This is a genomic window from Bizionia saleffrena, assembly GCF_008086175.1.
GTDB classification, from domain to species: Bacteria; Bacteroidota; Bacteroidia; order Flavobacteriales; family Flavobacteriaceae; genus Bizionia; species Bizionia saleffrena.
This window is the reverse complement of record NZ_VSKM01000014.1, coordinates 1-17,435: the sequence shown is the minus strand read 5'-3', so window position 1 is coordinate 17,435 and position 17,435 is coordinate 1. Positions and strand designations below refer to the sequence as shown.

Below are 17,435 nucleotides of genomic sequence, written 5' to 3'. Positions count from 1 at the left end.
CTATAACTACGCACTAAGTTTTACGCGTTTACTTCTTCTTTAATCCAATCGTAACCTTTTTCTTCTAGCTCATGCGCTAGCTCTTTTCCTCCAGATTTCACGATTCTACCTTCATATAATACATGTACAACATCGGGAACGATATACTCTAACAATCTTTGGTAGTGCGTAATTACTATTACGGCATTATCTTTAGATTTTAATTTATTCACTCCATTTGCTACAATACGAAGCGCATCGATATCTAAACCAGAATCCGTCTCATCCAAGATGGCTAATTTTGGCTCTAACATTGCCATTTGGAACACTTCGTTACGTTTTTTCTCACCTCCAGAAAACCCTTCATTTAAAGAACGTGATAAGAATTTTCTATCAATTTCTAAAAGCTCAGATTTTTCACGAATCATTTTAAGCATATCTTTTGCTGGCATATCGCCTAAGCCTTTAGCTTTACGTGTTTCGTTGATGGCTGTTTTTATAAAGTTTGTTACAGAAACACCCGGTATTTCTATTGGATATTGAAAAGATAAGAAAATACCATTATGCGCTCTTTCTTCTGCTGAAAGCTCTTCGATATCTTCGTTTTCTAAAATAATCTCACCTTTAGTTACCTCGTATTCCTCTTTACCAGCTATCACTGAAGCTAATGTACTTTTACCAGAACCGTTTGGTCCCATAATAGCATGTACTTCTCCAGTCTTAACTTCTAAGTTAATACCATTTAATATAGGTTTACCTTCAACACTTGCGTGTAAGTCTTTAATCTTCAACATATCCTTTTTGTTCTAAAATTACTGCTTTGTTAAGATCTGAATTTTGCTTCTTAACGCTAATTATTTCTTTAATTTCTATGCTATTTGGCCAGCCTTCTTCACCCTCCGGCTTTGGTACAATGTATCCTCTTACTTGCACTAAAACGCCATCGGTAGGTGCCTCTTTAAAGCTTTTAGCTTGCGCGTTTAACTCTTTTGTTTTTTCGTTTAAAATAACCCCGTAAATAGCATTATTTCCTACTTGTAACACGGCTGCATCTGCATAATATATATACTCGCCTTCAAACAATGTCGTTTCTTTACAGCTTAGTAAAGCAAGACCTATAAATAAAAGAAGTATTTTTTTCATTGTATTTCTATTTAAGCACTACTTGTTTTGCCCGTTATTATCCTACAGATCCTTCTAAACTAATTTCTAATAGTTTTTGCGCTTCTACAGCAAATTCCATTGGTAAATTATTTAGCACCTCTTTACTAAACCCATTAACAATTAATGCAATGGCTTTTTCTGTATCGATACCCCTTTGGTTACAATAAAACAGCTGGTCTTCACCAATTTTACTAGTTGTTGCCTCGTGCTCTACTTGCGCCGTTTTATTTTTAACTTCTATATACGGAAAAGTGTGTGCTCCACAATCATTACCCATTAATAAACTGTCACATTGTGAAAAGTTACGGGCATTTTGTGCTCTTGGGCTCACTTGCACTAAACCACGATAGGAGTTATGAGATTTACCTGCCGAGATTCCTTTAGAAATAATAGTCGACTTAGTATTATTACCTAAGTGAATCATTTTTGTTCCGGTATCGGCTTGTTGGTAATTGTTTGTTACTGCTATCGAGTAAAATTCTCCTATCGAGTTATCCCCTTTAAGAATACAGCTTGGATATTTCCAAGTCACGGCACTTCCTGTTTCTACTTGTGTCCAAGAAATTTTTGCGTTTTTCTCGCATAATCCTCTTTTGGTCACAAAGTTAAAAACACCCCCTTTACCTTCGGCATTTCCTGGGTACCAGTTTTGTACCGTACTGTATTTTATTTCAGCATCGTCTAAAGCAATAAGCTCTACAACCGCAGCGTGTAATTGATTTTCATCTCTACTTGGCGCCGTACAACCTTCTAAGTAACTCACATAACTTCCTTCGTCGGCAATCACTAAAGTTCTTTCAAACTGGCCTGTTCCGGCTTGGTTAATTCTAAAATACGTAGATAATTCCATTGGGCATTTCACCCCTTTTGGTATATAGCAAAAAGAGCCATCACTAAATACTGCAGCGTTTAACGCCGCATAGAAGTTGTCTTTTTGCGGAACGATTGTTCCTAAGTATTTTTTTACTAGTTCTGGATACTCTCTAATTGCTTCAGAAATCGGGCAAAATATAATACCTTTTTCTCCTAGAGTTTTCTTGAATGTTGTAGCAACAGACACTGAGTCTACCACCACATCCATAGCAACACCAGATAATTTTTTCTGCTCGTCTAGAGAGATTCCTAACTTAGCAAAAGTAGCTAACAACTCAGGATCTACCTCATCTAAACTATCGTATTTAGGCTTACTATTTGGCGCTGAATAATACGAAATGTTTTGAAAATCTGGCTTTTCGTAATGCACGTTAGCCCATTCTGGTTCTTCCATCTCTTGCCAAACCCTAAAAGCCTCCAGTCTCCAATCAGTCATCCATTGTGGCTCTTCTTTCTTCATAGAAATAGCGCGTACAACGTCTTCATTTAAGCCAACAGGAAACGTCTCAGATTTTATATCTGTATAAAAACCATATTCATATTCCTTGGTTTTTAATTCTTCTCTTAAATCGTCTTCAGTATACTTCGACATAATTCAATCTTTCTTTTTTAAATGTTATAATGAAAATGATTCTCCGCAACCACACGTTCGGTTCGCATTCGGATTATTAAAAACGAAGCCTGCTCCATTTAAACCTCCAGAATACTCCAGTGTAGTCCCGATTAAGTATAGAAAACTTTTTTTGTCGACGATAATCTTTACGCCGTTATCTTCAAATACTTTATCCTCTTCAATTTGCTCTTTATCAAACTTTAAATCGTATGATAAACCAGAGCAACCACCACTTTTAACACCCACACGTATGTAATGTTTTGTGTAGTCAAAACCTTCTTCCGACATTAGTTGCACGACTTTTTTCTTAGCTGTTTCAGAAACCTTTATCATAATTTGTATTAGAATTAATCTAAATAGGCTACAAATATACGATATATGTCCCGCGTTACAATACTTAGTAACATTATATTAGCCTATGGGCAAATAGGCAAAACTTATTAGTTAATAAACTCCGGATTATTAAGAAAAGAAGGGTCTGAAAGCGAGAGAAGAAAGGCTTTTAAGTCGGTTTTATCTTGAGGTATTAATTGCACGCCACCTTGATTTATTTTTTTCATTAAGGGATCTATAGATGAAGAATTTTGAAGTCCTTGACTGTAATGATTTATAACCTCATCGATAGTTTCAAAACGACCATCGTGCATATAGGGAGCTGTGTAGGCCAAATTGCGAATGGAAGGCGATTTAAATTTACCATTATCACTAGGATTTCCAGTAGTCGCCCCCAAACCTAAATCGGCAAAACTAGAATCTAATCCATTGTTATGAAACATATTATCAGTCCATAATGGATTGTTAGGACTCCCGTGGCAGTGAAAACAATCGCCTCGGGCTTCGTCCATAAAAACGTGAAGCCCATTTTGTTCTTGCGGCGTTAAAGTAGCGTCACCTAAAAGATATTTGTCGAATTTTGAATTTCCTGAAATCAATGTGCGTTCAAATTGTGCTAATGCTTTTGTAGTTAGCGTTTTTGTAATAGGAAAAGCACCAAACGCGTTTTCGAACAAAGTAGGATATTCCGAATGATTACTTAATTTCGAAACGACGTCGTCCCAATTGCTATGCATTTCTATAGGATTTTGAACGGGAGTTAACGCCTGACGCTCGATACTGAGTTCGCTACCGTCCCAATTGAAACGTTCGCCGTAATTCCAAGCCAAATTAAATAACGGCATTACATTACGCGTACCAAAATCACCATCTATTCCTGCACTTGTTGGTGTGCTGTCTGAAAACGCGTGTTGCGGCGAATGGCACGTCGCACACGATTGTGTTTCGTCTCCCGATAAAATGCGGTCGAAAAACAATTTTTTGCCCAAAGCAACGCCTTCTATAGTTTGCGGATTGCTATTTGGAATAATCGGGCTGAGTAAGTTTTCCTTAAATACAGGTGGTATTTTTAAGGGCAATGGTGTTGAAACAGCCTCATACGCCGCTGCATCATCTTTAGAACAAGACCACGCTAAACAAACTAACAACACAAGTACACTTAAACGTTTCATTTTTATTTAGGGTGTTACAGTTCCTAGAGAAAATACAGATTGTCCGTTTTCACTCATTAGTATTTGCGCTTCAGAATTAGGCATTAATACCGAATTTAATACGTTTAAATCCCATACATTCGGGTTTCTAAACCATTCTGCAATATTCATTTTAACTTCAACAATAGTCTCACTTGCAATGTTTACCGCCCCTAAATTGACGGTAAAAAAAGTGTCTTGTGGAAACGTTGGGTTGGACCCAACATTATCTACCGCCCTTATAGCGTGGTAATTATACCCCATTTCTTCCGCCGCCGAATTTACAAACTTTCCATCCATTTGCATATAATGGTAACCTCCACCTAGCATCTCGGGCACGTTAAAAGATACCGAATTTAAATCAATATAATTCTGCATATTAGCTTCATTATTTAAACCAAACGTAAAGGAAACGTTTGTATAAAACCCTGTCGGAATTTCTAATTCGGGCGTGTAGGTTAACCCTGAATCTTCAGTAACATCTATTAAATGATGACCGTCGATTACGATATCCTCTCCATTCCCTCTTGTAAATGTGACTTCTGAAATTAAATAACGTAACCGCTCAACACTTAACTCCTCGCCATTGGCATTTATGAATTGTAACGTATTGAAATCGGCACTACTCACAGTAAGCGCGTTCCACTGATGAGTGAACTTAAATTGCGTTGCTGCTGAAGCTTTTAAATTATCATCTAAATCATCTCCGCAAGAAGAAAAGACGACGAAAACCAATAACAATAAAGTATAACTGTTTTTCATTTTTTTAATCTATTTTAAAATGCAAAAGATCGGTAAACCCTTTGTTTTCATTAATATCTTGATCGCTGCTTGACGATTCACCAACAACAATAATAGTCTTATTATTTAACTCGGCAACACCATAGGCAAAATCGATATTATTACCACCCACAGTTTTATGCCATTGTAATTGCCCTTGACTATTTACTTTTACGACTAACGCGTCATTTTGCCCATTATTTTGTGTAATATCTCCATCGGAACTTCGTGAGCTTCCTGCTAATAAAAATCCGCCGTCCTCTGTGTTTTTAATATCGCGAGCGACATCGAAACTACCACCACCAAGGGTGTTTTCCCAAAGTAAGTTTCCATTAGGTGTTATTTTAATAAGCCAGAGGTCTGCCAGACCATTATTGCTCGATACATCGGTATTAAAACTTCGGGTATCGCCAGCAATTACATAATTACCATCGGGTGTTTTCACAATGGCTCGCGCTTCATCTATCTCTGTACCTCCGTAAGATTTCTCCCATTCTAAAACGCCAGTTTCAGAAATTTTAACCACCCAAAAGTCGTAATCGCCTATATTATTTGAGATATCCGTATCTGCACTATCGCTAGAACCAACAAGTATAAAACCGTTATCATCCGTTTGGACCACACCGTAAGGCGTATCGGTAAAAAATCCGCCATAATATTTGCGCCATTCCACCACTCCCGAGGCATTTAGTTTTAATCCCCAGAAATCACCTCCGGCATGCTGAATCCCTTTCGAATTCCCTTCGCCACCAGAGGCTGACACATCTAAAACGCCGGTAATAAAATATCCGCCATCGGTGGTCTCTATCACGGATAACCCAGAATCCACACCCGAATAACCATAAGATTGCTCCCACGATAAAGCGCCAGAAGCCTCTAGTTTTACGAACCAAAAATCTTCTGCCCCGTTATTTACAGACACATCTTGATCGTTGCTAAAACTCGACCCTATAAGCGCATAACCGCCGTCTTGCGTTTGTATAATATCGAAGCCTTTATCTCCATTACTTCCACCAAACGTTTTTTGCCATTGTAACTCACTATTAGCGTTGAATTTTAATACCCAATAATCGTAACTTTCGTTTTGCTTTCCTATTACATCCCCATCCATACTTTGGGTAAATCCTAGAATAGCATAACCGCCATCGGAGGTAGAAATTACACTTTGGCCGCTTTCATTTTTAGACCCTCCAATTGTGGTTACTTCGGCAAAAATCTCAGACACGGTATTGGGTGCGCCCTTTACGATGTCGCTATCTTTAGAACAGCTCATTATAAACCCTAACGCAACACATAAAAACACTATTTTTTTTAAACACATTATAAACTACTTTTTCTCACAATAAATAAGCCCCCTTCAATATCACCTATAATAATATTCTGACTATTAAAATATGGATAAATGCTCCAGACGCCGTTAAACCCCGTGTTATTGTTATCGGGATAGGTATCGAAATATCCTACTTCGGTCATCGGGTTTGTAGGTGAAGAAATATTGGTAATATCAAAAACACGCAATCCCGCACGGTAATTAGCGAGGTAAAATTCGTTGCCTTTAACATAACCGTTATGATCGATAGCATCAAACTGCGCGGTATACTTTGAAGACAATACAGGATTATCTAGATCTGCAAAATCGAAAATAAAGGTCGACGTGTTTACTCCAAAATTTTGTTCATCTAACTCATCACCTAAAATAAAATAGCGTTGATCGTCGGTAAACCAACCTTGGTGGGTGTAAGCAGCTTGCGGATACGTTATCTCTGAAATTAATGCCGGATTGGTCTTATCGCTGACATCTACAATCACCACTTTATTCGTACCGCTGCCACTAGTTCCATTACTAGCAATTAAAATTTCTTTGCCAGAATAATCGGTATCTGGCCCGTTATACGTTATTACTTGCGCATCGTGTGTATAACCTGAAGCAGTATATTCGCCTAAAAAGGTAGGATTTAATGGATTTGAAACATCCACAAAAATAGGGCCGCCACCATTGGCAGAGTTGCACCCTACTAAATACGCTACGCCCTCACTGTCGTTAATAACAATATTATGGCAACTGCCTACACCGGTATAAATAGCATCGGCCGTAAATGTTTCTGGGGGATTGGTAACCGTTCTTAATCTGGATAAATCAAAGATTTGCATACCATGATCTCCCACACCATCGGCTACTATAAACGCAAAATCATCAAAGACTTTTACATCTCTCCAAAAATTTGTTCCTGAATTAGAATTTAATCGGCCTAAAAAAATGGGTGCTGTAGGAATAGAGATATCTACAAAGGCAGTACTGTTTTCGAGACCCACTAAAGCATATTCCTTATTTGTTGTAGCGTCTGTCCAGCCCCAAATATCACTTCCATCAATATCACTCTCTCCACTTAGTATTTCCGTACTTATATGCGCTAATAAATCGTAATCGTTACACGGATAAATGCCAGCAAAACCATTCTCGCAAGGAAATAACGATTCAGCAGACGACTCACAAACATCTCCCACACCATTATTATTGGCATCAGTTTGATCTGGATTTGCGATTGTAGGACAATTATCTTCAGCATCGGCAATGCCATCATTATCGCTATCGGCATCACTACCAGTGTTAATACCAGTCGTTTCTACCAAAGCATCCGTTGATTCGTCCGAACAGCTTTCGAGCGTTACAAAAGCTACGCAAAGCATTAAAAAACATAAAGATCTATACCCGTATTTCATTATTTATTTGTTTTAACGCCAATTAGCTACTCTTTTAACTGTTTTTAGGCGTGACTATTGCGAAATTAATATTTTAAAAAGGTTACTTAATTAGAATTTATGTTAAAATCGACAACCGTTTAATAACTAATACATTAAATAATTCACAAAAAGAACAAGAATAGGCGCTACTTAAATATAGGCTTATTATTTTTGCGTTTATGATAGAAGACAAAAACCCACAACGTACACCTTTAAGTGAACTCGGAGAATTCGCTTTAATCGAGCATTTAACTAAGAATTTTGACGTTAAACACGAATCTACCGTTAAAAGTATTGGTGACGATGCGGCAGTTATTAATCCTGAAAACAAAAACATTGTTGTTACTACAGATCTATTAGTTGAAGGCGTGCATTTTGATTTAAGCTATGCGCCTTTAAAGCATCTAGGATATAAAGCCGTTGTTGTAAATTTATCTGATGTGTATGCTATGAATGCAAAAGCAACACAAATTACGGTATCGATTGCCGTTTCTAATCGTTTTCCATTGGAAGCTTTAGAAGAGCTATATGCTGGAATTGAAACCGCATCAAAGATTTACAATATCGATGTCGTAGGCGGCGATACAACATCATCTAATTCTGGATTAATGATTTCTGTAACGGCTATTGGTGAAGTCGAAAAAGGTCAAGAAGTTTACCGCAGTGGCGCAAAACCAAACGATTTATTAGTGCTTTCTGGCGATCTTGGTGGCGCTTATATGGGACTACAAGTTTTAGAACGCGAGAAAGAAGTGTTTAAAGTGGACCCAAATAACCAACCCGATTTAGATGCTTACACTTATATTATGGAGCGTCAATTAAAACCGGAAGCACGAAAAGATATTATTGATTTATTAAAAGATTTAGACGTTAAACCCACCTCTATGATTGATGTTAGCGATGGTTTATCCTCAGAAATTCTACATCTTTGTAAAGCAAGCAAAGTAGGTTGCGATTTATATGAAGATAAAATACCTTTAGATCCACAAGTTATTTCTACCTGTGAAGAATTTGATATCGACAGCACAACTATTGCTTTAAATGGCGGTGAAGATTATGAGTTGTTAATGACCATCTCTCAGGAAGATTATCCAAAAATTAAAGCCAATCCTAATTTAACAGTTATTGGTTATATCACCGAAGAAAGTGCTGGGGCGCATTTAGTAACTCGTGGAGAAACTAAAATACAACTTCAAGCTCAAGGATGGAAGACCTTTAAGGAATAATTATAATGCCTTTTACGTTTGTACAATCTTGCTAGTTTGCAGCCCGAAGAATTCCTTCTATTTATCTACAGGTGTCTGGTTTAATTTTAATTGACGCCTGTAGTGAATATTTTCTAAAACGGAATTTATTTCTCTAAATTTTGAAGTTAATTCGGTTAAGCCTCCTTTCGAGTTTGTGGTTAATTCTTTTTTGCAGTGGCAACATTTGTACTCATTAACATACGCTGTGATTTGCTTAGACACCTGATAGCGATGTCCAAAAAGGTTACAATACAATTGCGGTACAAAATATTTTTTTCGGTGTAAATTGCTCATTTAGTTAGTTTTGGGACTTTAAAACTAAGTAAATGGAAGCAAATAATCGGCAAAAAGCTATATATTTTCGATGAAATGCATTGATTTTATTAGAAATTCGACCTTATTTTCTATATGACTCATATGTCCTTCAGAAAAAACAGCGGTATCAATAGTGTTCTTTTTAGCATATTCTAAAATAAAATTGAGGTCCAAAAGCGTGTCTTTTTCTCCCAATACGATTTGTTTTTTAAACGTTGCTTTAGCAAAAAACACCGAAAAATCTTCGCGACACTTCATGCCCTCGTTGGCAGCCATGTACCCTTGAGGCGATGTTTTTAGAGCTGTTTTTAAAGCTTTCTTATATTCTACTCCGAGCGCAATCTTACTCTCTGCACTAAATAAATTCGCAAAACTCATTTTTATTAAGGCTTCAAAATTTTGTTGAGCCATCTTATTTGCTCGGGTTCTTAAGGCTTTTCTGTGTTCGTTATCCGGTTGAAAAGTTGAATTTAACAAACACACCCCTTTTACGTGCCCGGGATATAATTTAGCGAAGGCTAAAGCAACATACCCTCCCATAGAATGACCAATAAACGCCGTTTCTTTAATTTCTAAATACTCTAAAATTGCTTTTACGGCCGCAGCCATAGTTTCCATTGTATGTATATATCCTAAAGAATCGGTGTTACCGTGTCCTAATAAATCGATGGCCACTACCCTATTGGTTTTTGATGCGGGTTTAATTAAATCGTCCCACATAGAACTATCTTCTAAAAAACCGTGTAACAAAACAATGGGTTTACCCTGTCCTTCCACTTTAAAGTAGAGAGCAGCGCCTTTATAATTTATAGTCATACGTTGTTTATAATTTTCAAAATGTAAACCTATTTACGACAAAAGTATAACATAAAAAAAGCAGCTCGACGAGCTGCTTTTAAATTCTTATATTTATTGTTGCATTTTACCAAATTCTAACGCGATTTTCTGGTGCAATGTACATTGTATCACCTTCTTTAATATTAAACGCTTCGTAAAACGTATCAACATTTAATAACGGTTGTACCGCTCTTGTCATTCCTGGAGAATGCGGATCGGTTTTAATTTTTGTTTTTAAGGCATCGTCTCTCATTTTTGTTCTCCAAACGGTAGCCCAACTTAAGTAGAAACGTTGTTCTGCTGTAAAACCATCAATTTTTTCTGGTCTTCCATTATCTTCAAAGCTCATTTGCATAGCATCGTAAGCCGCTAAAACACCACCTAAATCACCAATGTTTTCACCTAAAGTAAATTCACCATTAATAAACGTTTCTGGCAACACTTCGATAGCACTATATTGATCAGCTAAACTTTTTCCTAAACCTTCAAATTGCTTTAAATCGCCGTCTGTCCACCAGTTATTAAGGTTTCCATTTTTATCGTAACGCGCCCCAGAATCATCAAAACTATGAGAAATCTCATGTCCGATTACGGCTCCAATACCACCATAATTCACAGCATCATCTGCAGTATAATTATAAAATGGTGGTTGTAAGATCGCCGCTGGGAAAACAATTTCGTTATAACTTGGATTAAAATAAGCATTTACAATTTGTGGCGCCATTCCCCATTCTGTTTTATCAACAGGCTTTCCTAATTTATCTAAATTCTCTTTAAAGCTCCAAGTAGATGCGTTATTCATATTTGTTAAGTATGTACCACCGTTTTCAACACTTTTTACTTCTAACTGAGAATAATCCTTCCATTCATCTGGATAGGCTATTTTAACCGTAGTTGCTTGTAATTTTTCGATGGCTTTTGTTTTTGTTTCCTCGCTCATCCAGTCTAAATTCTTAATACGCTCTTCAAAAGCAAGAATAACATTACTAATCATTTTTTCTGCTTTTACTTTCGCTTCTGCAGGGAATTTTTTCTCAACATACAACTTTCCTAACGCTTCACCGATAGTCCAATTAATGGTTCCTAAGGCACGTTCTTCTAATGGACGTTGCGCTTTAGCACCGTTAAGCGTTTTATCATAGAAGTCCCAATTTGCTTTTTCAATTTCTGTACTTAGCATTCCTGCCGCGCCATTGAAAGCATTCCATCTTAAATACGCTTTCCACTGGTCTACATTTTCTTCGGCTAGCACATTTTGTAGCGCTTTCATGTATTTAGTCTCTCTAACAATTACCGTATCTAATTCTTTAGCTCCAATACCTTCAAAATAAGTATCCCAATTGATTGCTGGCACCATTTTTTGTAAATCGGCAACTGCCGTTGGGTTGTATGTTTTACGACTATCGCGTAAGGCTACCTTATCTAATTTTGGTTCTGCAAGGCGTGTTTCGAAAGCTAAAATACTTTCAGCTTGCTGCTTCGCTTGTTCCTCTGTATCTCCTAAATACTGTAACATTCTTGTAATATGAGCAACGTAAGCTTCTCTCTTTTCTTTAGAATCTGCATCGTCTTTTACGTAATAATCACGATCAGGAAGTCCTAAACTCCCTGGGCTTAAATACGCCGCGTTTTTATTACTATCCTTAGCATCTGCATACACATAGAAACCAAAGAAACCACCACCACCTTGAGGCTCCATTTCTATTAAATAAGCTTCTAAATCGCTGATATTTTTAATCTTTTCAATACGTTCTAACTCTGGCTTTACAGGCGCTATACCTTGCTTGTCTCTAGATTTTGTATCCATTATTGTTTGAAACAAAAACACCGCCTTTTCTTGATCTGATCCTGCAGTAACTGCAATTTTATTTGGATCGCTATCCTCAGCCATGGCAGATTTTAAGATTGCTAATGCATCTTCGTCCGTTTTTTGACGTAACTCCATAAAACTTCCCCAAGTGGTTCTGTCGTCTGGAATAGCATTGTTTTCAATCCATTTTCCGTTTACATAAGTAAAGAAATCATCGTTTGGTTTTACAGAATTATCCATAAAATCTAGATTAATTCCCGGTACTTGTTCAACTTTCGCTAAATCTTTTGTGTCTTCTTTCTTGGGCTCGTTTTTACACGCCACGACACTAAAAATTGCGACAGCACTTAATAGAGTAAGTTTTTTCATAATTATTAAAAGTTTCCGTATTGGTTTATAAGCCTGTAATCTACTTAGTAAATTTGTAATTATGCAATGAATTAACACGAAAGGATTTATTTTTAACAAAAAAACAAGTCTTAATTACGCATCATCTTTGCTTTTTCCTTTACTTTATATCAATTAGCTGAGAATACATCAAGAAAAAATATTTAATTTTCTGCAAATAAATCACTAAACCTAACTGGAAATATGAACCGTTATATTTGGAGTATTAATGGTGTACCACTTTCAGAAACCGATAAAATAAAAATTAATCAAAAAGAGATAACACGAATCACTTTAAACAACCTTACGATGATGCATCACCCGATGCATTTGCACGGTCACTTTTTTAGAGTCCTTAATAAGAATGGAGACTATTCGCCCTTGAAGCATACCGTAAATGTACCACCCATGGGAGAAGTTACGATAGAGTTTTATGGTAACGAATATGGCGATTGGTTCTTTCATTGCCATGTCCTTTACCATATGATGAGCGGAATGGCTAGAGTTATTAGTTACGATACACCACGAGATGAACGCCTAGACGACTATCCTTTAAAACATTTAATTTCGGAAGCTGATAAGTATTATTCGTGGGCCATATTGGATGTGGCGTCACATATGAGTGCGTTTAACTTTACAGCTTCTAATATTCGTAACCAATTTAATGTGGGAGCAGAATATGGATGGAACAAAAATCTTGAAGCTGAAGTCACTTACGAGAGATATCTACACGATTATTTAAGGGTTTTTGGCGGTGTTACTATTGAAAATGAAACGGAAGATAGCTTAGATGAAGTGTCTACAACTGCTATTGCAGGAATTAGATATTTAACCCCTTATCTTTTTAACCTTGATGTTCGTATGGACAGTAAGTTAAGGCCCCAGATTAGTTTAAGTCGTGAAATACTCATTTTACCAAGAACTGCTGTTTTCGGCACCTATAAGTACCAAGTTGATTTTGGCTGGGTGGACAACCTTGCGGCGGAAGACAGTTTTACAAATGAAACGACTTGGAGTGCAGGATTTGAATATTACTTATCGCGTAACTTTTCATTGATGGCAAGCTACGATAACCGTTTTGGAGCCGGCGGAGGGCTTTCAGCCCGATTTTAACAACAAAGACGCATTATCTCGCATTTAATTTATTAATTAGTAATCGCTTAACCAATAAACTATCCGACTCTTTTTTAAGCGCGATAACGTCTTTTACTATGGGATTAGGAATAGCTATAGACAGCACGTAATGTGCAATTTTCCATTGGTTATCCTCTCGTGTTAACACCCCAGAACCACGGCAAATTTTCATTTGCGTGTGTAACAATTCATCAAACCAAACGGTTTGTTGGTCTTTAGACACGTAAACGTTGCGCTCTATAGGTGTAAAACTCCAGGCTTTACCCTTCTCGAAATGTGGTTTTGCGTACGCTTTAAAGCCCTTTACTTGCCAATTTTCGGAAGCATCGGTACCAATAAACACAGCATTTGAAGTCATTACATTAAAAAAGGCATCGAAATTAGCTTCAGCAGCGGCCTTATGCCATAAGTTTATGGTTGTATTTACGGTTTCTTTTATTGTTACTTCGGAAACTTCAGTTGTACGTTGAATTCTTTCCTCATTTTGATTTTCGACCTCTGTCTTAACCTCCTTATTACAAGAAAAACTTAGGAGTAAAATCGCTAATAGCGCTACTTTATTATTCCGTTTCGATCTCATTAAAAACTGGTTTTATGATGTTTTGCGCTTCCTTTTCATATTTTTTATTCACCTGAAGTGTTAAATAAGAGAAGGCTTGCAGGACCTCTTTTAAACTGGTTAATTTATCTTTTTTCAGCGTTGTTTTTAAGCTTAGCATTTCTTCTAACTTGTACATTTTTGTCGTAAGCGCTAGAATCCTTGCTTGTATGGGATCGGTGTTTATTTGCTCTGGAATCGTCGATACTAATTCTTTTACAGTAGACATAAATAACGCCTCATCGGCAGTAAAAAAAGAAACGTCGGCAATTTTAACTTGAGTAATCGCCCGAGACACATCGCTGTACGCCTGCCAAGAATCTAAAGTAGTTTTCGCCTTTTTATCGACACCGTAATCTACATATTTAAGAGCCGTGATATCCTGCGTGGTAATAGCAGTCGTATGGATTTGAGTAGCCTCTAGATTATTTGTCTGCTCTATTTTAGAGTTACAAGACAATAGGATAGCAAAAAAAAATAACGGATATAAAAACTTCATTCTGGGTATTGTTTTGATTTACAAATATATTGCATTCATAAGTTTAAGTTTCTTTTTTTACTAAAACTTTAAGAGCATCTTTTATTGTTAAACCGCTTTATCATGAATAATAATCTTAGTATTTTTGCACTCCTAAAACATAACATTTAAACTATGCCTTCAAAAATATTAATTATTGGTGCCTGTGGCCAAATAGGATCTGAGTTAACGTATAAACTGAGAGCAATTCACGGCGATGATAATGTTATTGCTAGCGACATTAACTACAGTAATGTTGAATTGGTTAATTCTGGGATTTTTGAAATTGTAGATGCTATGGATTACGCCTCTCTAAATGTTTGCGTAGAAAAACATGCTATCGACACGATTTATTTAATGGCAGCAATGTTAAGTGCTACTGGAGAAAAGTACCCTAACAAAGCGTGGGATTTAAATATGACAACTCTTTTTAATGTGCTTGATTTAGCGAAAGCTAAATTTATTAATAAAGTATTTTGGCCGTCTAGTATCGCTGTTTTTGGGCCATCAACGCCAAAAGAAGACACGCCACAATACACGTCTATGGAACCAACAACTGTTTATGGAATTACCAAACAAGTTGGCGAACGTTGGTGTGAATACTATCACCAAAAATATGGTGTAGACGTGCGCAGCATCCGTTATCCTGGTATAATTAGCTGGAAAACATTACCTGGCGGAGGAACTACAGATTATGCTATTGAAATTTACCATAAAGCCTTAGAAAATAAAACGTACGATTGTTTCTTGAATGAAACCTCTAAGTTACCAATGATGTATATGGAAGACGCTATAAAAGCAACCATAGACATTATGGACGCTAAACCTGAAGCGATAAAAATACGCTCGTCTTATAATTTAGCTGGGATGTCTTTTACTCCAGTAGAGATGGCAGAATCGATTAAAAAACATATCCCTGAGTTTACCATAAGTTATTCACCAGATTTCAGACAACAAATTGCAGATTCTTGGCCAAAAAGCATCGACGATTCGTCTGCTCGCGAAGACTGGAACTGGAATCACAGTTTTGATTTAGATGCGACCACTAAAGAGATGCTAATGCAGCTTAAAAAGCTTATTAGCGAAAAAGCTTAAAAGGCACGCCTTATTATAACATAACGAAAAAGATGATTTGAAAGAATCATCTTTTTTTTTGCCTTATAGTGAACGTGTTTTATGTGCCCGCGAGAGATCTTTCTCATTAGTTAAGTTTGGGGTGTTTGATGTGTGTGTGTGTGTGAAAATTTAGAGCCCTCTATAAATGTTCTTTAAATCGAAATAGACTATTAAATGACTCTTTAATTAGGCTCTGGCTGAGCGCTTCATTTTGTTAATTGCAGCACTGGAGTGTCTACGTTTAATGTGACGTTTTTTATCAGGTTATGAACTTATAGTTGATTTATGTTAAAAAAGGATGATAATGAATTTAAAGTTATGATAGTAGAACTATTAAATTCTGGCATTAAGACAAAACAAGTTAGTAAGGATTAAGGTTTAAGTCTGAGTATCGTTGGACGTTGGAAACGCAAATACAAGTTGAAATCCGGAGATTTTTCAAAAAAGAAGGAATTAAAGAATGTAATAATGGAGCGTGACATCTTAAAAAAGGCGATAAGCAAATAACCAGAAAACGATGTTTTCTCCTCTTAATATCAAATCTCCAAGAGCGACTTATAAGATATCAATTCATTTTAGATAATATTGATATATATCCAGTTGAAAAGATGTGTAAATCTATGAAAGTTAGCAAAAACGGTTACTATTATTAGTTTAAAAACAAAAGCATTCTGTTTTGTAAAACGCCTAGAACGCGCCTAAAAGAAAGGATTAAAATTATTTTTGAGCATAGTCGAGAAGTTTATGGTAGCTGTAGTATTCAAAAAAAACTAAAACGAGAAGGCTTGATTTACTCCCGTTCTTACATCGGATTACTGATGAAAGAAATGGGTTTAAGAAGTGTTTTAAAAAGAAAATTTGTAGTTACAACAGATTCTAACCATCACTACTTAATTGCTGAAAATGAATTAAATAGAGGTTTTTACAGTCTAAAATTAGGAGTAAAATGGGTGTCTGATATCACTTATATTCGAGTTAATGACGACTGGAGTTATTTAACAACCATTATAGATCTCGCTGACAGAGAGATTATTGAATGGTCTCTGAGTGAAGATATGACCACTCAAAACACAGTAATCTTGGATTGAAGCTCGAAAAACAAGAAATATTAGTAATAACTTTAATTTTCACTCGGATAGAGGAGTTCAGTATGCCTCAAACAAAATGACAAATCTCTGTAACTTAAAGTATGAGTAGAAAGGGGAATTGCTGGGACAATGCTGTAGCTGAAAGTTTTTTTTAAGACAATTAAATACGAATGGCTACATCGATTTAAATTCACATCGTATAATCAATTATATGCTGCCATTGAAGACTATATTCAGTGGTACAATACAGAAAGGTTACATTCTAGTTTAGGATAGCTCTCACCACTAGAAATGGAAATAAAATTTAAGCAATTATTAAAAATGTAGCTTAAAAAAATAGTCGCAAATTTACTAGGTAGTCCATACGGCCCCTTTAAGCGCCTTAAACAGTAATCCTTTATAATTAGACACCAACCTGCAATTCGCGACAGCAATTTTCTCTTTGTTGCCTGTGGTATAGTATGGGATCAAGGAATATTTTTGGGGAGTGACATAAATTAGGCATATAATTTAGTAAGTCTAAACAAGAAAAACTTAACATCTCTTACGCCTCTAAACATCGACCTGAACTCTTTGATTTTTGCATTAAAAGATTCCGCGGAAGCATTGGTGCTCCTGTTGTTAAAATAATTCAAAATTGGTTTGTAATGAATTTATATAGACCTTGCAATGGTATTGAAGGACTTAAAATTTGAGTTTTCTACTTCGTTAT

General features: G+C 36.4%; 15 protein-coding genes and 3 pseudogenes. 4 read left to right on the top strand and 14 right to left on the bottom strand.

The features are described 5' to 3' along the window. Positions 1 to 20: 20 nt before the first annotated feature. The 8 genes from sufC to ES676_RS12185 form a co-directional block, all read right to left on the bottom strand. Complete coding sequence (gene sufC / locus ES676_RS12220; protein ID WP_148370611.1) at positions 21 to 773, bottom strand: Fe-S cluster assembly ATPase SufC; 753 nt, start codon at positions 771 to 773, stop codon at positions 21 to 23. Next, positions 760 to 1,122 carry a hypothetical protein gene (locus tag ES676_RS12215; RefSeq protein ID WP_148370610.1) on the bottom strand — a complete coding sequence of 121 codons (363 nt, stop codon included), beginning with the start codon at positions 1,120 to 1,122 and terminating at the stop codon, positions 760 to 762. Before ES676_RS12215 ends, sufC begins: the two co-directional genes overlap by 14 nt. 37 nt (positions 1,123 to 1,159) lie before the next feature. Beyond that, a complete protein-coding gene (sufB, locus tag ES676_RS12210) occupies positions 1,160 to 2,608 on the bottom strand; it encodes a Fe-S cluster assembly protein SufB (protein WP_148370609.1) in 1,449 nt (482 codons plus the stop codon). 24 nt (positions 2,609 to 2,632) lie between these two features. Then, a complete protein-coding gene (locus ES676_RS12205) occupies positions 2,633 to 2,962 on the bottom strand; it encodes a HesB/IscA family protein (RefSeq protein ID WP_148370608.1) in 330 nt (109 codons plus the stop codon). 107 nt (positions 2,963 to 3,069) lie between these two features. Further along, on the bottom strand, positions 3,070 to 4,134 hold the full coding sequence (locus ES676_RS12200) for a cytochrome-c peroxidase (protein ID WP_148370607.1): 1,065 nt from the start codon (positions 4,132 to 4,134) through the stop codon (positions 3,070 to 3,072). 6 nt (positions 4,135 to 4,140) lie between these two features. After that, positions 4,141 to 4,914, bottom strand: coding sequence for an MbnP family protein (locus tag ES676_RS12195; RefSeq protein ID WP_148370606.1), 774 nt, complete (start codon positions 4,912 to 4,914; stop codon positions 4,141 to 4,143). Between the two features lie 4 nt (positions 4,915 to 4,918). Beyond that, positions 4,919 to 6,253 (bottom strand): hypothetical protein, encoded by a 1,335-nt coding sequence (locus ES676_RS12190; protein ID WP_148370605.1) that lies wholly within the window; start codon positions 6,251 to 6,253, stop codon positions 4,919 to 4,921. Further along, positions 6,253 to 7,653 carry a choice-of-anchor B family protein gene (locus ES676_RS12185; RefSeq protein ID WP_170234458.1) on the bottom strand — a complete coding sequence of 467 codons (1,401 nt, stop codon included), beginning with the start codon at positions 7,651 to 7,653 and terminating at the stop codon, positions 6,253 to 6,255. The genes ES676_RS12190 and ES676_RS12185 overlap by 1 nt, the downstream gene beginning before the upstream one ends. 200 nt (positions 7,654 to 7,853) lie before the next feature. Here ES676_RS12185 and thiL point away from each other — a divergent pair, with 200 nt between their 5' ends. Further along, the gene (gene thiL, locus ES676_RS12180; RefSeq protein ID WP_148370604.1) at positions 7,854 to 8,900 is read left to right on the top strand and encodes a thiamine-phosphate kinase; all 1,047 of its coding nucleotides are present in this window, start codon (positions 7,854 to 7,856) and stop codon (positions 8,898 to 8,900) included. A 57-nt stretch (positions 8,901 to 8,957) separates the two neighbouring features. Here the strand turns inward: thiL and ES676_RS12175 are convergent, their stop codons facing one another. From ES676_RS12175 to ES676_RS12165, 3 genes are all read right to left on the bottom strand, one after another. Further along, complete coding sequence (locus ES676_RS12175) at positions 8,958 to 9,215, bottom strand: hypothetical protein (RefSeq protein ID WP_148370603.1); 258 nt, start codon at positions 9,213 to 9,215, stop codon at positions 8,958 to 8,960. 57 nt (positions 9,216 to 9,272) lie between these two features. Next, positions 9,273 to 10,052: an alpha/beta fold hydrolase gene (locus ES676_RS12170; RefSeq protein WP_148370602.1), complete on the bottom strand. Its 780-nt coding sequence runs from the start codon at positions 10,050 to 10,052 to the stop codon at positions 9,273 to 9,275. A 106-nt stretch (positions 10,053 to 10,158) separates the two neighbouring features. After that, positions 10,159 to 12,252, bottom strand: coding sequence for a M13 family metallopeptidase (locus ES676_RS12165; protein ID WP_148370601.1), 2,094 nt, complete (start codon positions 12,250 to 12,252; stop codon positions 10,159 to 10,161). Positions 12,253 to 12,456: 204 nt separating this feature from the next. Between ES676_RS12165 and ES676_RS12160 the strand changes: the two are divergent. Next, positions 12,457 to 13,383, top strand: a pseudogene (locus tag ES676_RS12160) (multicopper oxidase domain-containing protein); the annotation flags it as partial. A gap of 13 nt (positions 13,384 to 13,396) precedes the next feature. Here the strand turns inward: ES676_RS12160 and ES676_RS12155 are convergent. Further along, positions 13,397 to 13,984 carry a nuclear transport factor 2 family protein gene (locus ES676_RS12155; protein ID WP_148370600.1) on the bottom strand — a complete coding sequence of 196 codons (588 nt, stop codon included), beginning with the start codon at positions 13,982 to 13,984 and terminating at the stop codon, positions 13,397 to 13,399. Then, the gene (locus ES676_RS12150) at positions 13,965 to 14,501 is read right to left on the bottom strand and encodes a hypothetical protein (protein ID WP_148370599.1); all 537 of its coding nucleotides are present in this window, start codon (positions 14,499 to 14,501) and stop codon (positions 13,965 to 13,967) included. Before ES676_RS12150 ends, ES676_RS12155 begins: the two co-directional genes overlap by 20 nt. A 153-nt stretch (positions 14,502 to 14,654) precedes the next feature. Here ES676_RS12150 and ES676_RS12145 point away from each other — a divergent pair, with 153 nt between their 5' ends. After that, positions 14,655 to 15,614 carry an NAD-dependent epimerase/dehydratase family protein gene (locus ES676_RS12145; protein WP_148370598.1) on the top strand — a complete coding sequence of 320 codons (960 nt, stop codon included), beginning with the start codon at positions 14,655 to 14,657 and terminating at the stop codon, positions 15,612 to 15,614. A gap of 306 nt (positions 15,615 to 15,920) precedes the next feature. Next, positions 15,921 to 16,999, top strand: a pseudogene (locus tag ES676_RS12140) (IS3 family transposase). A gap of 221 nt (positions 17,000 to 17,220) precedes the next feature. On the opposite strand, the pseudogene ES676_RS12135 reads toward ES676_RS12140, so the two are convergent. Beyond that, positions 17,221 to 17,435 (bottom strand): annotated as a pseudogene (locus ES676_RS12135) (transposase); the annotation flags it as partial.

Excerpts from the sequence above, each read along its gene's own strand:
- ES676_RS12170 (WP_148370602.1), bottom strand. The coding sequence starts at position 10,052 with ATGACTATAAATTATAAAGGCGCTGCTCTCTACTTTAAAGTGGAAGGA.
- ES676_RS12205 (WP_148370608.1), bottom strand. The coding sequence starts at position 2,962 with ATGATAAAGGTTTCTGAAACAGCTAAGAAAAAAGTCGTGCAACTAATG.
- ES676_RS12215 (WP_148370610.1), bottom strand. The coding sequence starts at position 1,122 with ATGAAAAAAATACTTCTTTTATTTATAGGTCTTGCTTTACTAAGCTGT.
- ES676_RS12145 (WP_148370598.1), top strand. The coding sequence starts at position 14,655 with ATGCCTTCAAAAATATTAATTATTGGTGCCTGTGGCCAAATAGGATCT.
- ES676_RS12190 (WP_148370605.1), bottom strand. The coding sequence starts at position 6,253 with ATGTGTTTAAAAAAAATAGTGTTTTTATGTGTTGCGTTAGGGTTTATA.
- ES676_RS12195 (WP_148370606.1), bottom strand. The coding sequence starts at position 4,914 with ATGAAAAACAGTTATACTTTATTGTTATTGGTTTTCGTCGTCTTTTCT.
- ES676_RS12185 (WP_170234458.1), bottom strand. The coding sequence starts at position 7,653 with ATGAAATACGGGTATAGATCTTTATGTTTTTTAATGCTTTGCGTAGCT.
- thiL (WP_148370604.1), top strand. The coding sequence starts at position 7,854 with ATGATAGAAGACAAAAACCCACAACGTACACCTTTAAGTGAACTCGGA.
- ES676_RS12165 (WP_148370601.1), bottom strand. The coding sequence starts at position 12,252 with ATGAAAAAACTTACTCTATTAAGTGCTGTCGCAATTTTTAGTGTCGTG.
- ES676_RS12175 (WP_148370603.1), bottom strand. The coding sequence starts at position 9,215 with ATGAGCAATTTACACCGAAAAAAATATTTTGTACCGCAATTGTATTGT.
- ES676_RS12150 (WP_148370599.1), bottom strand. The coding sequence starts at position 14,501 with ATGAAGTTTTTATATCCGTTATTTTTTTTTGCTATCCTATTGTCTTGT.
- ES676_RS12200 (WP_148370607.1), bottom strand. The coding sequence starts at position 4,134 with ATGAAACGTTTAAGTGTACTTGTGTTGTTAGTTTGTTTAGCGTGGTCT.
- sufB (WP_148370609.1), bottom strand. The coding sequence starts at position 2,608 with ATGTCGAAGTATACTGAAGACGATTTAAGAGAAGAATTAAAAACCAAG.
- sufC (WP_148370611.1), bottom strand. The coding sequence starts at position 773 with ATGTTGAAGATTAAAGACTTACACGCAAGTGTTGAAGGTAAACCTATA.
- ES676_RS12155 (WP_148370600.1), bottom strand. The coding sequence starts at position 13,984 with ATGAGATCGAAACGGAATAATAAAGTAGCGCTATTAGCGATTTTACTC.